General features: G+C 39.0%; 13 protein-coding genes. 12 read left to right on the forward strand and 1 reads right to left on the reverse strand.

What is annotated here, in order from left to right; genetic code table 11:
• From MJY40_RS01045 to MJY40_RS01075, 7 genes are all read left to right on the forward strand, one after another.
• Positions 1-1,536, forward strand: a complete 1,536-nt coding sequence (locus MJY40_RS01045; protein WP_317855238.1) for a sugar ABC transporter ATP-binding protein — start codon at positions 1-3, stop codon at positions 1,534-1,536.
• Between the two features lie 12 nt (positions 1,537-1,548).
• Positions 1,549-2,526, forward strand: a complete 978-nt coding sequence (locus MJY40_RS01050; RefSeq protein WP_317855239.1) for an ABC transporter permease — start codon at positions 1,549-1,551, stop codon at positions 2,524-2,526.
• Positions 2,527-2,644: 118 nt separating this feature from the next.
• A complete protein-coding gene (locus MJY40_RS01055; RefSeq protein ID WP_317855240.1) occupies positions 2,645-3,298 on the forward strand; it encodes a bifunctional 4-hydroxy-2-oxoglutarate aldolase/2-dehydro-3-deoxy-phosphogluconate aldolase in 654 nt (217 codons plus the stop codon).
• Positions 3,299-3,639: 341 nt separating this feature from the next.
• Complete coding sequence (locus tag MJY40_RS01060) at positions 3,640-4,737, forward strand: helix-turn-helix transcriptional regulator (RefSeq protein ID WP_317855241.1); 1,098 nt, start codon at positions 3,640-3,642, stop codon at positions 4,735-4,737.
• A 432-nt stretch (positions 4,738-5,169) separates the two neighbouring features.
• Positions 5,170-6,117, forward strand: coding sequence for a (2S)-3-sulfopropanediol dehydratase activating enzyme (gene hpfH / locus MJY40_RS01065; RefSeq protein WP_317855242.1), 948 nt, complete (start codon positions 5,170-5,172; stop codon positions 6,115-6,117).
• Positions 6,118-6,165: 48 nt separating this feature from the next.
• Positions 6,166-8,649: a (2S)-3-sulfopropanediol dehydratase gene (hpfG, locus tag MJY40_RS01070; protein ID WP_317855243.1), complete on the forward strand. Its 2,484-nt coding sequence runs from the start codon at positions 6,166-6,168 to the stop codon at positions 8,647-8,649.
• Positions 8,650-8,709: 60 nt separating this feature from the next.
• Positions 8,710-9,498 (forward strand): sulfite exporter TauE/SafE family protein, encoded by a 789-nt coding sequence (locus tag MJY40_RS01075; protein ID WP_317855244.1) that lies wholly within the window; start codon positions 8,710-8,712, stop codon positions 9,496-9,498.
• A 114-nt stretch (positions 9,499-9,612) separates the two neighbouring features.
• Here the strand turns inward: MJY40_RS01075 and MJY40_RS01080 are convergent, their stop codons facing one another.
• Positions 9,613-10,503, reverse strand: coding sequence for a LysR family transcriptional regulator (locus MJY40_RS01080; protein ID WP_317855245.1), 891 nt, complete (start codon positions 10,501-10,503; stop codon positions 9,613-9,615).
• Between the two features lie 314 nt (positions 10,504-10,817).
• Here MJY40_RS01080 and MJY40_RS01085 point away from each other — a divergent pair, with 314 nt between their 5' ends.
• The 5 genes from MJY40_RS01085 (at position 10,818) to hpfG (MJY40_RS01105) (ending at position 19,219) form a co-directional block, all read left to right on the forward strand.
• Complete coding sequence (locus tag MJY40_RS01085; RefSeq protein ID WP_317855246.1) at positions 10,818-12,764, forward strand: NAD(P)/FAD-dependent oxidoreductase; 1,947 nt, start codon at positions 10,818-10,820, stop codon at positions 12,762-12,764.
• 130 nt (positions 12,765-12,894) lie between these two features.
• Positions 12,895-14,076, forward strand: coding sequence for an MFS transporter (locus MJY40_RS01090; RefSeq protein ID WP_317855247.1), 1,182 nt, complete (start codon positions 12,895-12,897; stop codon positions 14,074-14,076).
• A gap of 345 nt (positions 14,077-14,421) precedes the next feature.
• Positions 14,422-15,516, forward strand: a complete 1,095-nt coding sequence (locus MJY40_RS01095) for a response regulator transcription factor (protein WP_317855248.1) — start codon at positions 14,422-14,424, stop codon at positions 15,514-15,516.
• Between the two features lie 165 nt (positions 15,517-15,681).
• Positions 15,682-16,716, forward strand: coding sequence for a (2S)-3-sulfopropanediol dehydratase activating enzyme (hpfH, locus tag MJY40_RS01100; RefSeq protein WP_317855249.1), 1,035 nt, complete (start codon positions 15,682-15,684; stop codon positions 16,714-16,716).
• A gap of 13 nt (positions 16,717-16,729) precedes the next feature.
• Positions 16,730-19,219, forward strand: coding sequence for a (2S)-3-sulfopropanediol dehydratase (gene hpfG, locus MJY40_RS01105; protein WP_317855250.1), 2,490 nt, complete (start codon positions 16,730-16,732; stop codon positions 19,217-19,219).
• The last annotated feature ends 23 nt before the right edge of the window (positions 19,220-19,242 follow it).

Genomic DNA, 19,242 nt, shown 5'->3' on the forward strand with positions numbered 1-19,242 from the left:
ATGGAAAATGTTGCATTACAACTGAATCATATATATAAATCTTTCGGTGGTGTACACGCTTTGACAGATATGGACTTAACCTTCAAAAAAGGGGAAATCACAGGTTTGTGTGGTTCCAATGGGGCTGGAAAATCTACACTTCTCAACATTATCTTTGGTGTATATGAACAAGACAAAGGCGAGATTTATGTGGATGGCAAAGAACTCAAAAAGAATAGTCCGATCATTGCACAAGAAAGTGGCATGAGTATTATTTTCCAACATCGTAGATTGATGAAACACATGACTGTGGCAGAAAATATCTTCATTGATAAAATGCCAAAAAAAGGTGGCAAGATTGATTTTGCCAAAATGGAAGCAGATGCAAGAAGTCTGCTTGAAGAATTGGAATTGGACATTGATCCAAAGGTGAATGTGTCCGAATTGACCACAGAAGAAAGCCAATTGGTGGAAATTGTAAAAGCATATGCAAAAAATCCAAGTATCTTTTTGATGGACGAACCAACATCTGCACTTCGTCAACATGGTGTTGAAATGATGTTCTCCATTATGCGTAAATTGAAAGAAAAAGGCGCAGCGGTTGTATTCATTTCTCACAGATTGAAAGAAGTTTTGGATATTTGTGATAATATTACAGTCATCAAAGATGGTACATTTGTTGTTACAGATAAAACAGAAAATTTCACAGCGTCCTCCTTGGTTGATGCCATGTCTGGTGACATTGGTAAGAAAATGGATGATGTGTTGAAAAATGCAGAGGGTGGTATCATCAAACAAGATATTCCTCTTGCAGATAGAATTGTGGAAGATGAATTGTTGGTGGAAGTTACCGATTTGGTGACAGATGAAGTCAGCGATTTCAATTTCCAAGTGCATCCAGGCGAAATCGTTGGTTTTGTTGGACTTGGCGGTTCTGGTGTGCAAAATGTGTTCGACCATCTCTTTGGTATGGAGCCTAGAACAAGTGGTTCCATCAAGGTGAAGGGAAAAGAAGTCAATTTCAAAAATCCAATCCAAGCAATCCGCGCTGGTGTGGGATATGTTCCCGAAGATAGACAGTTGTATGGTGAATTTTTGGATATGACTATCCAAGATAATATTGGTATTACAAAGGGTCAAAAAAATCCTTATTTCTCTAAAATCAAAGCGGCAGCAGAAAAGGTTGCAACCAATGAATATATCCAAACATTGGGCATCAAAACACCATCCGGCGATGTACATATTTCATCCCTTTCTGGTGGGAATCAACAAAAAGCGATTATCGCAAAATGGTTGTATTCCGATGTGGACTTGTTCATTTTGAACGAACCAACAGCTGGTATCGACGTTGCAGCGAAAACAGAAATGATAGAATTTATCAAAAAATTATCCTGTGAAGGCAAAGGAATTTTGTATACCACTTCTTATATCACAGAATTGATTGATGTTTCCGACAGAATTTTTGTGGTGTATAAAGGCAAAATCTTGCGAGAATATCAAAAAAGCGAATTTGATTACAATAGAATATTCCTTGGAATTAACGGGATAGAAGAATAAGGAGATTTTAAAATGGATATGAAAAATAAAAAGAAATTTTCACTTGCACATATGAATGACACAAATAGTTATGTATTGAAATTGGTTATTGCCATCATTGTAATGTATACAGTTATGTGTTTGACCATTCCATACTTTGCAGATTTCAATAACTTCATCAACATTTTGAGTGCTATGTCCATCACAGGTATCATCTCCTTTGGTATGACATTGGTTATCTTGACAGGCGATATCGACTTGTCTGTAGGTTCTTTGGTTGCGATGACCAGTGCGATGATTTGTGCTTTGGTCAACCAAGGTGTGAACCCATGGCTCTCTGTTTTGATTGCATTCTTGGCTTGTGCTGGCTTTGGTTTGATCAATGCCTTCTTCATTGCAAAGAAAAAAATTACAGCATTCATCATCACAATGGGTACTATGAACGTTGCCCGTGGTATTGCTTATATCATCGTTGGCGGGAAATCCCAACCATTTGATGCACCAAGCATTCGTTACTTTGGTAAATTGAAAGTCTTTGGTGTCATTCCATTTGCAGTTGTTGTGGTTTTGGTGTTGCTTGCAGTAATCTGGTACGTTTTGAAATACACACAATTTGGTCGAAATGTATACGCTGTTGGGAATAACGCAGAAACAGCTCGTTTGTCTGGTATCAACGTTTTGAAAACACAAACCATTGTATTTGTTATCATGGGTGTGTTGAGTGCAGTTGCTGGTTTCTTGTTGACAGCACAAGCATACTCAGGTATCCCACAAGCTGGTAGTGGCTATGAATTGGATGCCATCACAGCTGTAGTTTTGGGTGGTACATTGATGACAGGTGGTTCTGGTACCATCATCGGTACTATGTTGGGTGCTTTCATCGTTGCTGTTGTAGAAAATGGCATGAACTTGATGAGTGTTTCCTACTACTACCAATTGTTGGTAAAAGGTGCAATCGTAATCATCGCTATGGTCATTGCAAAAGCACGTGGTAAAAAATTGAAAAAATAAGATTGATTGAAAACCCATTGCAATATGTAGGGGCGACCCTATGTGGTCGCCCGTTGTATTGTATACGTTGGGTGAAAATATATAACACACTATTATTATAGAAGAAAGAGGCGTAAATATGAACAACACAGAAATTCTACAAATGATTCAGGATACAAAAATCATCGCAATTGCACGTGGAGTACAACCAGAAGACGCTGTGAAATTGGCAGAAGCATTGTACGCTGGTGGCGTCAAATTATTGGAATTCACATTTGATATGAAAGACCCAGAAAACACCAATACAGATAAATGTATCGAAGCAGTTGCAAAAGCAATGGGTGACAAAATGTGCGTAGGTTGTGGTACAGCTTCCTACCCAGAATTGGTGGATAGAGCAGCAGCAGTTGGTGCAAACTACATCATTTCTGCTGATGTGAATGTGGCAGTTATCAAACGTGCAAAAGAACTTGGTTTGATTTCCATTCCAGGTGCAATGACCGCTTCTGAAGCAATGACAGCAAATGCAGCAGGTGCAGATTTCGTAAAAATCTTCCCAGTGGGTAACTTGGGTGCTGATTATGTGAAAGCACTTTGTGGACCATTTGGACATATCAAATATTTGGCTGTTGGTGGTGTCAATGCAAAAAATATCACAGAATTCCTGAAAAAAGGCTGTGTTGGCGCTGGTGTTGGCGGTAATTTGGTGAGCTTGGACTTGATTAAAAATGGAGAATTTGATAAAATTACAGCAGCAGCAAAAGAATATATGGATGCAATTGCTGGAATGTAATCAATCGTTAGGAGAAATTTGATATGAGAAAAGTAGCAATCACTTTGTGTGGTTCCATTTCTGCTAGTGTCAATGAATGGGGGTATGCTTTATTCTGATGGGGAATGCTATTTCCATATCACTCCACCACCAACCGTTCTATTTGCCGGTAATCTTGTGCGGGTGGATATGGAATCCGTCTCTACATGGCATGTTTGTAGATGATGATATGACAATATATCAATTGGTACTTTTCTACAAAACACCCAATCCACAAAAATTGTAAAAACCATATATACAACCTATGAAATTGCTGTTAAAATAAAGAAATATAAAATAACAACGAAAGGTAGGGGATATATATGGAAAGCATAGGTCAGATGCAGTTCTTTTCAGAAATGACAGAACGCCAAATTTCAACAGAAGAATTTTTCACCAACACCACTTTGGATTCTTTGGAGCGGAATTTTGGGTATCGCAATGTGGTGATTACCTATTTTGATGCACAAGGAAATTTCCTATCTTGGCGTGACCGAAAAGGACAATCTTTGAACACAGAAGAACATCCCTATCGTAAATTTGTGGCAAATGACATCATTGGGCATATTGTGCGTCAAAAATCCATGCAGGATCAATTGACCTATTATCGAGTGGTGCCAAGGTTGTATCATGCAACGGAATTGATCAGCGAAGTGGATTATGCACAATCGGCATATGTTCGCTTTTTGGAAGAAAATTTCGATGCACACTACAGTGTGACCATGGCATTTGGCATCAATGGCTATATCCAAGTGATTTTCCTGAAATCCAAGGAAGAAGGGGATTTCACAGAGGAAGAAAAGAAAGAACTGAACAAAATCTACCTATATATGGCAAATTCCTACCGTATTTTCAAAAAACATGAGCAAGCAAAACGTGTTTCTGAAATCCAAGATGAAATCATTGCAACTGGTGAAAAGGCATATTTTGTGGCAGATAATTTCATGCACATTGTCAACTATAGCAAGATGGCACATACCTATCTCAAGGATATTTTAGGCGGTTTCATTCCAGATGAAATCAGTAGCACAAGCCCTTGTAATTGGCTTTCCTTCTTATTGGATGAAGCAACCTTGGAAGAAGAAGGCATCAAAACACGAATTGTACAAAACTATATTTTCAAAATACATACCCATACACACAACTACTCCAATGGCATCATTGAGCATTATTATTGGGTGACCATTTCTTTGAAAGAAGAAAAGAAAAAACCAGATTACATAGGTTCCAATATGGCTTTGACCCATGCAGAACAACGAGTTGCAGATTTGATGTATCATGGTTTGACATACCAAGCCATTGCAGATGAATTGGTGGTCAGCTACCACACCGTCAAAAAACATGTGCAAAATATTTACATGAAATGTGGTGTCAACAGTCGTTTTGAGTTGTATCGCTGGATTGAAAACAAAGAAAAGTAAACACGTTAACTTGAAATCAGGATTTCAAGTTGTAGTCAGAGGGGAAAAAGACGATTTCCTCGTACAAGTGCTTCTACGAAGCACCTAGAAATCGCTTTTGTCCTCGACGAAATGCGATCCTGGTCAGTATTTTGCTACGCAAAACGGCTTTGCCGTCGGATTTCTTTCCGATACGTTCTGCGGATTAAAGTCTGCGACGCTAAAAGCAAAAAGACCGTTGATTTTTTGACAGTATGGAATCTACACTGTAAAAAGTGTAGATTTTTTTTGTGTATTTTTGGCTATATTTTTGAAAAATAAGGAGAACGGGTACCCAAAATAAGGAGAACTACTCCTGTAAAATAAGAAGGTCACCCACTTCTACTACTTCTTTTCCCTTGATACAATTATCACAAAGGATGGGACACACAAAAAATAGAAAGAGGGATGTGGATGCAAGAGGGAATTGTATTTGAGGTACAAAGATTCACCATTCATGATGGGCCAGGTTTGCGGACAGAGTTGTTTTTGAAGGGTTGTCCATTGCGATGCGATTGGTGTAGCAATCCAGAAAGCTGGAAGACATACATACAATTGGGAGTATACAAATCCAAGTGCATTGGCAAGAAAAAATGTGGTGCTTGCTTGGAAGTTTGTGGTAGCGAAGATGCTTTGGAGTTTTACAGAGGTAAGCTTGTTGCAATGGATGACAGCCAACGGGAAGCCTGTTTTCCTTGTTTTGCAGAATGTCCATCAGATGCCATCAAGCAATGGGGTAATGTGATGAGCGTTGACCAATGCATGGAAATCATCAGAAAAGACAAAGGATATTATGAACGTTCTGGTGGTGGCGTTACTGTTTCTGGTGGTGAGCCATTGATGCAAAGTGATTTTGTGGCAGAATTGTTTGCCAAATGCAAAGAAGAAAACATTCAAACTTGTTTTGAAACCACATTATGTGCCAATTGGTCAGAAGTGGAAAAGATATTGCCTGTAACAGACATTATGATTGCAGATATCAAACATATGGATACCAAGATACACAAGAAATATACAGGTGTTGGCAATGAATTGATTTTGGAAAATTTGCAAAAAGTGGCAGAAACAGGAAAAGAACTGATTTTACGGATTCCAGTCATACCCAATGTCAATGATGATATGCAAAATATCGCAGCCACCGCAGATTTCATTTTAAATGAAATGCATGGCAATATTAGAACCTTACAATTGCTCAGTTTTATGCGATTGGGTGAAGAAAAATACAAATCATTGGGTCTGGAATACAAAATGGAAGATGTGAAGGTGCGTAGAATCTCCTTCCAAAAACACGTGAATGCCATTGCAACATATTTCAATGAAAGGGGCATTCATTGTTTGGTGGGCACCAAGGAGAAAGAATAGTAATGAAAACAATACAATACAACCATGTGAATATAAGGAGGAATTGCAATGAATAGTACAATGGCAAAGGGAACAGAAGCATTTGACAAGTGTTACAGTTTGGGTTATGAAGTGAATCACGAAGATTGGTCTCCATATCCAAGGGTCAACAAATTGAGACAGACTTTCTTGGATCGACCATATGAAATTGATGTACAAAGACTACGTTTGGTGACAGAATCCTACAAAAAACATGAGCAAGCACCTAGAAAATTGCAATGTGCATATGCTTTTGAGAATGTATTGTTAAACTGCGAATTGAATATCTATCCAGATGAATTGATTTTGGGCGAATTGTGTGCACCAGCAAAAGCAACTCCTATCTTCCCTGAATTTTCAGTGCATTGGATCATTGACGAAATTTTGAATTTCCCATTTGAAGAAAGAGAATTTGACCAATTCTACATCAGATCAGAAGAAGAACGTCAAGAAATCTTGGATTTGTGTGCTTATTGGGAAGGTAAATCTGTTGCAGACTTGATCAATTCCAGATTGGAACCAGAACAGCTGAAAGGTGCACAATTGGGAGAAAAAATCTTCCAAACCAACTATTTTCACTATGCTGGTACAGGTCATTTTTCTGTAGACTATGCAAAAATCATGGAAATTGGTTACGATGGTATCATTGCCAATATCGAAGCAGCAGTGGCAAAATTGGATAAAAAAGACATTGACTATGCAGACAAACGTGATGAATTCCAAGCAATGCTCATTATGCAAAATGCAGCAAAACAACACATTGCACGTTACGTACCATTGCTTTTGGAAGCAGCAGACAAAGAAGTGGACGAAACACGCAAAGAAGAACTTCTTGCAATGGCAGAAAACTGCAAACAAATTGCTGGTGGTGCACCAAAAACCTTCTGGCAAGCAATGCAATTGTTTAGTTTTACAACACAGCTCATCCAAGTGGAAAGCAATGGACATTCCATTTCCTATGGACGTATGGATCAATGGTTGTTGCCTTTGTACGAAGCAGAAATGAAAGCGGGCACATTGACCAAAGAATTTGCCCTAGAATTGATTGAAGTGCAATATGTGAAGCTCAATAACCCTGTCAAACTCAAAGACAAAAGCACTGTAATTGTAAGAAATGGACGTTGTGCTGGTGGGGAAAGTTTGACCATTGGTGGTATGGATGCAGAAGGAAATGATGCAACCAACGATTTGACCATGATGTTCTTGGAAGCATCTGTACATACCCGTATGATGAACCCTTGGCTTTGTGTACGTATGCATGAAAACACACCATATGAATTGAAGGTGAAAACTGTGGAATGCATTCGTGCAGGATATGGACATCCAAAGATTTTCAATGATGAACCAGCAATTAGAGCACTCCAAAGAAAAGGCGTTCCTATGGAAGAAGCAAGGGAGTATGCAGTTGTTGGCTGTGTGGAACCAAGCATTCCTGGCAAAGAATATGGCTGGCATGATGCAGCTTATGTGAACACACCCAAAATGATGGAAATGGTCATCAATGGTGGACGTATTTTGGATGGACCTGACAAAGGTATGCAAATTGGACCAGATACAGGCAGTTTGGAAACATATGAATCCTTTGATGAAGTTTTGGCGTCTGTGGATGCACAATTTGACTATTGGTTGGATCAAATGTGTTCCAGTTTGCACATCATCGACAATGCACATAAGGTACGTAAACCAGTACCATTTGTATCTGCTTTTTATGACGATTGTTTGGCATCTGGTCAGGATTTGGTGGAAGGTGGTGCCAAATACAATGGCATTGGACCACAAGCGTCTGGCATTGCAACTTGTGGCGATTCCTTAACCACCATCAAACAATTGGTGTTCGATGAAAAACGTTGTACCGGTGCTGAATTGTTGGTAGCAGTACAAAACAATTGGGAAGGTTATGAAAAATTATACGCATTGGTGAATAGTTCCAAAGTCCATCACTATGGAAATGATGATGATTATGCGGATGAATGGTTCAAATTTATGTTTGAATGCTATTGCAAAAACTTGCGTGGTAGAACAATTGCAAGGGGTGGCACCTTCAATCCTGGTGTGTATACCGTCAATGCAAATGTAGGTATGGGTATGAATACCAATGCTTCTGTAGATGGACGTAAAAAAGGCGAACCCATCTCCGATAATATGGGACCTGTTCATACAGAATGTGGTTCCCATGACATTTGTGGACCAACAGCAATTGCAAACTCCATTGCAAAGGTAGACCATTCTTTGGCAACCAATGGTACTTTGTTGAATTTGAAATTCCCACAAGAAGCAGTTGCTGGAATGGAAGGTAGAGATAACCTGATCAGCTTTATTGATGAATATTTGTCCAAAAAAGCAATGCACGTACAATTCAATGTTATGAGTTCCAAAACCTTGCGTGCAGCACAAAAGAATCCAGAAAATTACAAAGATATGTTGGTGCGTGTGGCTGGATATAGTGCATATTTCGTGGAGCTGAGCAAACCATTACAAAAAGATTTGATCCAACGTACAGAATTGCATTTCTAATGAACTTCTGTCAAAAAATAGGAATCTATAGGAAAATGGAGATGAAAAAGGGGTATTTTTATGAGTTTTGAATTGGATTTTTTATGGGTTGGTTTGATGCAGGTAGTGGGCTTCTTTGTACAGGGATGTACTGGCTTTGGGGGCACAACCATCAACACACCTGTCACAACAGGGCTGTTGGGTACAGCAGCAGGTGTACCCTATGGAACATTGATGACCATTCCATTTTTGTACTATTTGGGCATTAAATTTAGACATTCTGTGGCTTGGAAAGATTTGTTGAAAATTGTAATTTTCTGTGCACCTGGTTTGTTCTTTGGTAACATCTTATTTTATAAAATTGATGAAACCACTGCCAAAATCTGCCTAGGCACTATGATCACTGGTTTGGCTTTGGTCAATTGCTACAAACACATTGTAAAACCATTGATTTTGAAAATTGAAGAACCAACAGAAGTGGCACCTGATACCACAGCAAAAAAAGCATTTCGTTATGGTTGCTTGCTTTTGGGTGGTGTGGTACATGGCGCTTTCAACATTGGCGGTGCATTGATTACTGTTTATACATTGGAAGCAGTCAAAGAGAAAGAGAAATTCCGCAATACCATGAACTGGGTTTGGGTGGTGCTCAACACCATCAATGCTTGCAACCAATATCGCAATGGTGCCTATACACCGTATATGTTGAGTGCAGTTTTGGTAGGTCTACCAATGGCAGCAATTGGTTTCTTTGCAGGTATGAAATTCTTGGAAAAAATCAATCGTGAACAATTCTTGCGTATTGTATATGTGGTGTTGTTGATTGTCGGTGGCGATATGTTGATTCGCAATTTGTTGGTTGTACTTTGATTTGAGATAAAAAATAATACCCTTCATTGGAATGGTCGCATGTGACGATCTTCTGGTGAGGGGTATTTTGCTTGTAGATGATATTTGGAGAAGTATTGGATATGACAGAGAAATTCAGTCAAACAACCTTGGTACACCTTCCATCAAATAGCGATAGAATAGCATCCCATTTTCTGAAAGCTCCATATTCTTTTTGTGTGCAAAATATATGGTCCAAATAAAGTTTTCATCTGGAAATGGATGATATCGCAAGCCAACATCATCAGTATTGACAGTATGTGCTGGTACAACAAACAAAAAATCATTTGCTTTTGCAATTTCCTTCAAAGAATTGAAATCACCAGAGCTCAGTTCAATATTTGGTTCAAATCCAAAGCGTCTACAACTTGCCACAAAGTTATGGCGGATATGGAATTTTGTGCTGAATGCCACAAATTTTTGAGGTTGCAAATCTTCCATTGTAATGGTTTCTTGGTTATACAACGGATGATTTTGTGGGATACAAAGATAGGTTGGTTCGTGGAATGCCTTTTCTGCAACCAGTCTTTCTTCATCCATAATCCCTGTGGTGATACTGAAGTCATAATCTCCTTTGAGGAGTAAATTTTCCAAATAAAAATCGGCATGGTCTGCATAATCAATACGGATGTGGGGGTGTTCCCGTTCAAAATCCAATATCAATTGATATGGGATTGCGGCAATCATACCAAAAGCCATACCTAGATGGATGATTTCTTTTGGAAACTCCTTCATCTTAGAAATATTGTCGCAAAGAAAAGCTTTTTTATCCACAATGGTGCGACATTCCTGTAAGAAATATGTGCCTCTTGGTGTAGGTGTCACACCGTTTTTATTTCGTTCCAAAAGAGTGCAATCCAGTTCGTCTTCCAATTCACGAATCATCTTGGAAACACCTTGTTGGGAAATGAAATGTGCTTCAGAAGCCTTATTTATGCTTTTGTATTCACATACTGCAATGAACAATTCCATCTGTCTAAATGTCATGGGGCATCTCCTTTTCTTCTATAATTAGGAAGGTTGGGGGTCTTTTTTTGTTTTCGTGGTATTGCACAAAAGTATCTCTTTTCCATTGAAATGACGAATATACAGGGGAATGGTTGTGTAAAACAAACAAAAACAGGGAATTTAAACCATAGTATCGGATATTTCTATTGTGTATATTTTTTGATACAACCATTTACTTGTAATGATACAATATTATCTATTCTTTTGCAAGATTTTTGTTAGATATATAATTAACACAAATGAATGAGAAATCAATCAATCGTCACACATAAAACAAAACAGGAGGAATTACAATGGAAAACAAATTTTATCCAAATCTTGCAAAACCCATCACCATCAATGGTCTTACCTTCAAAAACAGAATCTTTGGTTCTCCAATGTCCAATCCAGAAATGGACACAGAAAGCCAAATGAGACGAGAAGACATCGCATTCCATGAAAATCGTGGAAAAGGTGGTCTTGCAAGTGTTGCAATCGGTTTGGGTGTTGTGGATGCAATCGGCAGAACCCATACAAAAGAAGTGAAACTCTATGATGCAATGTCTTTGCCATCTTTGAAAGAATTTTCCAAAGCAATGCACCGTCACAATTGTAATGCAGTTATCGAGTTGCAACATGGTGGTCGCTACGCAAATGCTAGAGCGCATAACGATTCTGATGATCATTTCGCATATGGTCCAAATGATGAAATGAATTCTGCTGGGGTTGCAGTCAAAGCCATGACAGAAGAACAAATTTATGCAACTGCAAAAAGCTTTGGTTCTGCTGCAAAATTGGCAAAAGATGCTGGTATCGACATGGTACTTCTTCATGCTGGTCATGGTTGGTTGTTGCACCAATTCCTTTCTCCAGCAATGAACAAAAGAACAGATAAATGGGGTGGTAGCCTAGAAAATCGTTCTCGTTTCTTGTTGTTGGTTCTCGATGAAATTCGTGCAGCAGTAGGCCCTAAATATCCAATTGAAGTGCGTTACAGTGGTGCTGAATTTGACGAAGGTGGCTACACAATCGAAGAAGGCGTTGAAATTGCAAAAATGATGGATGACAAAGTGGATTTGATTCATGTTTCCGCTGGTGTTCATGAAAATCCAGAAGTATTTGGTATCACACATCCATCTATGTTTGTTCCAGAAGGTTGCAATGTATTTTTGGCAGCAGAAGTGAAAAAACACGTAAAATCTCCAGTTGCTACTGTTGGTGGTTTGACCGATATGGATATGATGGAAGAAATCATTGCATCTGGCAAAGCAGACATCGTGGAAGTGGCTCGTCAATCCATTTGTGATCCATACTTCCCAGAAAAAGCATTCTCTGGTAGAAGTGATGAAATTGTACGTTGTTGCAGATGTTTCACTTGTTTCTATAACTATTTGACCAACAGAACTTATTCCTGTGCATTCAATCCAGAAGTGGGCAATGAATTGGCAAATCAATATGCAGCACCTCCTACTACACCAAAGAAAGTTATCGTAGTTGGTGGTGGTGTTGGTGGTATGGAAGCAGCTGTTACAGCAGCAGAACGTGGTCATAGTGTTTCCCTTTATGAAAAAAGTGCACACCTTGGCGGTCAATTGTTGTCTGAACAACACATTCCATTCAAACACAATATGTATAACTTCGTGAAAGTTATGGAAAAACGTTTGGCAAACACAGGCGTTGATGTACATATGAATACAGAACTCACAGGCGAACAAGCAGTTGCAATGAAGGCAGACGTGGTTATGGTGGCAGTGGGTGCAAGCCCTATTGTTCCTCCAATTCCAGGTATCGACAACAAAAAAGTTGTGACTCTTGATGCACTTCATCAAAACCCACCAGCAATTGGCGAAAAAGTGGTCATTCTTGGCGGTGGCTTGGTTGGTAGCGAATGTGCAATCTATATGGATGGTTTGGGCAAAGATGTGACTATGGTGGAAATGAACAGCGATTGGGCAGCAGATGCTTATTTCATGCACAAAAACGCAATGATTACCTACCAAAGAAATAGCAACATCAAAATCCATACCAGCACAACCGCAAAAGCAATCACAGACGAAGGTTTGGTATGTCAAACAGCTGATGGCGAAATCACTTTGGCAGCAGATACCATTTTGTTGGCAGCTGGTATGCGTGCAAATCGTAAAGTTGTGGAAGATTTCTATAATACAGCACCTCGTGTGTTCGAAATTGGCGATAGCATCAAAGCTGGACGTGTTGCAGATGCAGTTGGCACAGGTCATGCAAGAGCATTGGATATTTAATCCGTATCAAAATAAATGATGTGTATTACGGGTGATCACACATGGAATCATTTCTACAAAAAAATAGAAATTGTAGGGGTGTCCCTATGTGGGCACCCGTATTTTGCTTAATTGAAGAAAGGTGAAGGTTATGGAAAAAACAATCAATAAAAATATGACGAAAATCGGGATTTACCTCTGTGCATTGCTGATGATGGGTGCCATTGCGGTGGCAAGCAACTTGGCAAATATCATGGCAGCATTCCCAGAAGAAAGTCCAACTACTATTGTTGCCTATATGATTTCTGTGCCATGTATGATTGTCATTCCAGTGACCATCATCACAGGAAAGTTAATGGGTCAAATTGCCAAGAAAACCTTGATGATTGTGGGTGTAATTCTTTGGTTGGTTGGCGGTGTGACACCATATTGCATGGATAGTTTGCAAATGATTTTTGCAATGCGTTGCTTGTTTGGTGTAGGTCTTGGTATGGTGCAAACCCTTTGTGCTGCTTTGGTTGTAGAGAATTTTGAAGACCCAGAAGAACGTGACAAAACCATGGGGAATATGTCTGCATCCCAAATGCTTGGGTGTATCATTTTCTCTTTGGTGGCAGGAAATTTGGGTCAAATCAGTTGGAATGTAGCATTTCTTGTACATTTGATTGCTGTCATTTCTTTGGTGGGTGCCATTGTGTGCTTGCCATATCAAAAACCTGTGGCAATTTCTGCAAGTGGCGAAAAGGTGAAGTTTACACCAACACCATCTATGTGGATTTGGGTGGTTGCCATCTTGATTTATTTGACAGGTGGTCAAACTTATGCGAACTCCGCTTCTGCAATCATCACAGAAATGAACTTGGGTGATTCCGTTGCTGCTGGTTACTCCTTAGCAATCTTTGCTGTTGGTGGCTTGCTTATGGGTATTGCTTATGGAAAAGTAGCAAAAATCTTTGGCAAAATGACATTATCCGCTGGTTGCGTGTTGATGTCCTGTGGGTATCTCTTAATTGTATTTGCAAATGGCTTGGCAATGTCTTATCTTGGTGCATTCTTCTGCGGTTTGTCCATTTCCATGTGTTTGGCTTGCATTATGAATGGTTCTGCTGGCTCTGTCCCTTTGGCTTCTTCTGGTATGGCGGTTTCCATTGCCACTTGTTTGCAAAATGTCGGTATGGCACTTTGTCCATATGTTGTGAATGCAGCAGGTGCTTCTATTGCAAATGGCACAGGAAGTTTCACCACAAACCAAGGTGCTTTGTTATCTGGACTTGTGATTTTGATGGCATTAGCCATTGCATTCCCACTGTTACAAGGGCGTAAAAAAGCATAAGGTATAAAAATATTCATAAAAACACCTCATCAGAAGGAGTCAAAAGTGACTTGTTTTGATGAGGTGTTTTGTGTTTTATGTGTGTTTTATGAAATTGTGGTGTGCTTGATGGGTGTTTATCAAATTCAGCTTGTCCAGCTTGTTGACAATAGAAGGGGATAGTGTATGTTGTGAATTTGCAATATTGCAGAAGTATCACCATAAATATATTTATAAAAAATATCTTATTGGAAGGAGTTTTATGTGACTTTCTTTATTTTTATGATATAATTATAAAAATAGCTCGGTATTTTATCAGGAGGCTATAGCAGCATGAACAGAAGATAAAAAAAGGTGGTGAGATATATGGCAATGAAGCAGGTACAATTCTTTTCGGAAATGGCAGAGCGCCAACTATCAGCGCGAGAATTTTTCAGCAACGAATTGTTACACCTATTGGAGCGTAATTTTGGATTGGATGAAATGCTCATTTCTTATTTTGATACAAAGGGTGAATGTTTGTCCTGGGTGGATAAAAATGGATTATATGTAGATTGTGCAGAACATCCATACCGTAAGTTTTTTGTCAATGATGTGGTGCGTCACACCATTTACAACGAAGCAGTGCGTGACCACCTGACCTATTTCAATGTGGAACCAAGGTTGTATCGCTCTACAGATATCATAGATGCTGTGGATTATGATACATCTGCATATGTGCGTTTTTTGGAAGAAAATTTCAATGCTCATTATAGCGTGACCTTGGCATTTGGCATCAATGCTTATATCCAAGTGGCATTTTTCAAATCTTTGGAACAAGGAGATTTTACAGCAGAAGAAATGGAAAAACTCAATTCCATTTATGTCATTGTTGCAAATTCCTACAAAACCTTCAAAAAACATGAACAAGGAAAAATTGTTTTGGCAATCCACAACAAAATCATTGCATCAGGTGATAAAGCATTTTTGGTGACAGATGATTTCAAGCATATTTTGGATTGCAACGAAACTGCAAAAACATATTTGGTGGATATTTTTGGTGAAATCATACCAAAGGATTTACATAGCGATGTGGTTTGTGACTGGTTGCCAATGCTCATTGGAGACTCCGGTACTCATTCAGAACAAATCATTGCAAAACGTATCATAAAGAATTATGTGTTCAAAATCCATGTGTTTGACCAAGGATATTCCAATAAAATAGTGGATCGTTATTATTGGATTACCATTTCCAATAAGGAAGATGGCAGTGTAGCACCAATGGTGGAAAACACATCACTCACCAAAACAGAACAAAAGGTGGCAGAGTTGATTTACCAAGGGCTTACCTATAAAGCAATTGCAAATGAACTGGTCATCAGCTACCATACCGTCAAAAAACATGTGCAAAATATTTACACCAAATGTGGTGTCAATAGTCGCTATGAATTATACAATTGGTTGGATGAAAATAAGAAGTAAATATAGCGTTCTTGTAGGGGCTTTAAAAAGTAAGTTTCGACATGCAAAGACCTTCTCTAGGATATAGAGAGGGTCTTTTTTGTGTGGAGTTTGTTAAAAAATGTAAAATAGGGAACATTCCCCATACAAATAAGCCACCTGTCTACTTACATAGCAGAATTTCCTTTGGTACAATTTACTCAAAGAAAAGAGAAAAACAAAAATCTTATGGGCAATTTGACTTGTAAAATGGGTTGGAGGAATGAAAACGTGGTACAAGAAGGGATTATATTCAACATCCAAAGGTTTACCATCCACGATGGACCAGGAGTGCGAACAGAATTATTTTTCAAAGGTTGCCCATTGCGTTGTAAATGGTGTGGGAATCCAGAAAGCTTTCAAAAGCAAATACAACTGGGGGTATATCGAAAGAAATGCATCTCAAAAAACAAATGTGGTGCTTGCTTAGAGGTTTGTCCACAACAAGATGCTTTGCAATTTTATCGTGGCAAATTGGTGGCAATTGACCCTACAAAATGCATTGGATGTCACGCTTGTTATGATGCCTGTCCAGCAGAAGCCATCAAAAAATGGGGTGAATCCATGACAGTGGAAGAATGTATGGAAATCATACGCAAAGATAAGGGATATTACACACGTTCTGGTGGTGGTGTTACCGTATCTGGTGGAGAAGCTTTGTTGCATGTGGATTTTATTTTGGAACTGTTCAAAGCCTGTAAAGCAGAAAGCATACATACTTGTTTTGAAAGTACATTTCATGGCAAGTGGGAAGATTTGGAAAAGGTATTGCCCTATACGGATTTGTTTATTTCTGACTTGAAACACATGAATCCAGATATACACAAACAATATACAGGTGTTTCCAATGAACTGATATTGGAAAACCTAACCAAATTCTCCAAAACAGGAAAAGAAATCATACTACGCATACCAGTGATTCCTTATGTCAATGAGGATGAGGAAAATATAGAAGCAACCGCCAATTTTATATGCAATGAAATGGAAGGTAGAGTCAGAACCTTACAACTATTGAGTTTTATGCGTTTGGGTGAAGAAAAATACCAATCCCTTAACATGGAATACCAAATGGAAAAGGTCAAAATCAATCGTATATCATTCCAAAAGAAAATAACAGGAATTGCAAACTATTTCAATAACAGAGGCATTCATTGTCTTGTGGGAACTAAGGAAAAACAATAATAGGAGGAGCATTATGAGCACACAACACACAACAGCATCAGGCACATTACCCTTTGATCACACCTATGGTTTGGGTTACCAAGTCAACCATGAAGATTGGTCTCCATATCCAAGAGTCAATCGTTTGCGTCAAACATTCTTGGACAGACCTTATGACATTGATGTGGAAAGACTTCGTTTGGTGACAGAAGCATACCAAGCACATGAGGACAAACCACAAAAAATGAAAGTGGCGTATGCATTTGAAAATATTTTGCAAAAAACCACATTGTACATTTATCCAGATGATTTGATTTGTGGGGAAATTGCAGCACCTGCAAAGGCATCTCCCATTTATCCAGAGTTTTCTGTCAACTGGATTATTGATGAAATTTTGCATTCTCCATTTGAAGAACGTGCAAATGACCAATTCTATATCCGAAATGACGAAGAGCGTGGAGAAATTGTGGAATTGTGTCGCTATTGGCAAGGAAAAACCATTGAGGATTCTGTCAATGGAAAATTGGAATATGACCAAATCAAAGGTTCCCAAATGGGTGAAAAAATCTTCCAAACCAACTTATATCACTATGCTGGTGCAGGACATTTGGTGATTGATTATAAAAAATTGATGATAGTTGGGTTCAATGGGCTTTTGGAACAAGCACGTGGTTGTTTGGCAGAACTTTCCAAAAGAGATCCAGATTATGATGAAAAAAGAGATTTCTTTAGAGCTATGATCATCATGCATGAAGCGGCAATTACCTACACAAAACGCTATGGTAAATTGGCAGCAGATATGGCAAAAGAAGAAACAGATGCAGATAGAAAAGCAGAGTTGGAATTGATTTCCAGCAATTGTTATGCGGTGGCAGGACCAGCACCAACCACTTTCTTTGAAGCTTTGCAATTGTTCAACATTGCAACTTTCTTAATTCAAATTGAAAGCAATGGACATTCCATTTCCTATGGACGTATGGATCAATGGTTGTATCCCTTCCTGAAAGCTGACTTGGAAGCTGGCAGAATCACAAAGGAATTTGCTTTGGAATTGTTGGAAGTGGAATATGTGAAAATGAACAATGCAACCAAATTGAAAGACAAAGGTACCGTTGCAGTGCGTAATGGTCGTGGATTTGGTGGCGAAAGTTTGACCATTGGCGGTATTGATACAGAAGGCAATGACGTAACCAACGATTTGACCATGTTGATGTTGGAAGCATCTGCACATACCAGAATGATGAACCCTTGGGTTTGTGTACGTATGCATGAAAACACACCCTATGAGTTGAAGGTCAAAGCAGTGGAATGCATTCGTTGTGGCTATGGACATCCAAAATTGTTCAATGATATTCCAACCATCAAAGGGATGCTATCCAAAGGTATGACATTGGAAGAAGCAAGAGATTATGCAGTTGTTGGTTGTGTGGAACCTAGTTTGCCAGCAAAAGAATATGGTTGGCATGATGCGGCTTATGTGAACACAGCAAAAATGATGGAAATGGTACTCAATGGTGGTCGTATTTTGGATGGTCCAAAAGCAGGTGAACAATTGGGGCCAGATACAGGCAGTTTGGATACATACAAAACATTTGACGAAGTATTGACATCTGTGGATGCACAATTTGCATATTGGACAGGTCAAATGATTTCCAGTTTGAATATCATCGATAGAGCACATAGACAATTGAAACCATTGCCATATTTGTCTGCATTCTTTGGCAATTGTTTCAAAACAGGAAAAGACGTAACAGAAGGTGGAGCAAAATACAATGGTACAGGTCCACAAGCAGCTGGTATGGCAACTTGTGCTGACTCCCTTGCATCCATCAAACAATTGGTGTTCGATGAACAAAAATATACAGGCTCTGAATTGTTGCAAGCCATCAAAGACAACTGGGTGGGTCATGAAAAATTATATGCATTGGTGAATAGCTCCAAAGTCCATCACTATGGAAATGATGATGATTATGCAGATGATTTGTTCAAATATATGTTTGAATGCTACTGTCGCAATGTGAAGAATGTACCCAATGCACGTGGTGGCAAATTCAGCCCTGGTGTGTACTCTGTCAATGCAAATGTGGCAATGGGCTTGAACACAAATGCTTCCATTGATGGACGTAAAAAATACGAACCCATTTCTGATAATATGGGACCTGTTCATACAGATGGTGGTTCCCATGATACCAATGGTCCTACAGCAGTGGTCAATTCCGTTGCAAAAGTGGATCATAGCTTGGCATCCAATGGTACATTGTTGAATTTACGTTTCCCAGAAGAAGCCGTTTCTGGTGTGGAAGGTAGAGATAACTTGGTCAGCTTTATTGATGAATATATGGCGAAAAAATCCATGCATGTACAATTCAATGTAATGAGTTCCAAAACCATGCGTGCAGCACAGAAAAAACCAGAAGACTACAAAGATATGTTGGTGCGTGTAGCAGGATATAGTGCATACTTTGTGGAACTTGGTAAACCACTACAAAAAGATTTGATTCAAAGAACAGAATTGCATTTCTAAAATTGGGGATAGGGATATCGGTT

Source organism: Chakrabartyella piscis (assembly GCA_030067835.1).
Classification (GTDB): domain Bacteria; phylum Bacillota; class Clostridia; order Lachnospirales; family Anaerotignaceae; genus Chakrabartyella; species Chakrabartyella piscis.

Excerpts from the sequence above, each read along its gene's own strand:
- MJY40_RS01045 (WP_317855238.1), top strand. The coding sequence starts at position 1 with ATGGAAAATGTTGCATTACAACTGAATCATATATATAAATCTTTCGGT.
- MJY40_RS01050 (WP_317855239.1), top strand. The coding sequence starts at position 1,549 with ATGGATATGAAAAATAAAAAGAAATTTTCACTTGCACATATGAATGAC.
- MJY40_RS01055 (WP_317855240.1), top strand. The coding sequence starts at position 2,645 with ATGAACAACACAGAAATTCTACAAATGATTCAGGATACAAAAATCATC.
- MJY40_RS01060 (WP_317855241.1), top strand. The coding sequence starts at position 3,640 with ATGGAAAGCATAGGTCAGATGCAGTTCTTTTCAGAAATGACAGAACGC.
- hpfH (WP_317855242.1), top strand. The coding sequence starts at position 5,170 with ATGCAAGAGGGAATTGTATTTGAGGTACAAAGATTCACCATTCATGAT.
- hpfG (WP_317855243.1), top strand. The coding sequence starts at position 6,166 with ATGAATAGTACAATGGCAAAGGGAACAGAAGCATTTGACAAGTGTTAC.
- MJY40_RS01075 (WP_317855244.1), top strand. The coding sequence starts at position 8,710 with ATGAGTTTTGAATTGGATTTTTTATGGGTTGGTTTGATGCAGGTAGTG.
- MJY40_RS01080 (WP_317855245.1), bottom strand. The coding sequence starts at position 10,503 with ATGACATTTAGACAGATGGAATTGTTCATTGCAGTATGTGAATACAAA.
- MJY40_RS01085 (WP_317855246.1), top strand. The coding sequence starts at position 10,818 with ATGGAAAACAAATTTTATCCAAATCTTGCAAAACCCATCACCATCAAT.
- MJY40_RS01090 (WP_317855247.1), top strand. The coding sequence starts at position 12,895 with ATGGAAAAAACAATCAATAAAAATATGACGAAAATCGGGATTTACCTC.
- MJY40_RS01095 (WP_317855248.1), top strand. The coding sequence starts at position 14,422 with ATGGCAATGAAGCAGGTACAATTCTTTTCGGAAATGGCAGAGCGCCAA.
- hpfG (WP_317855250.1), top strand. The coding sequence starts at position 16,730 with ATGAGCACACAACACACAACAGCATCAGGCACATTACCCTTTGATCAC.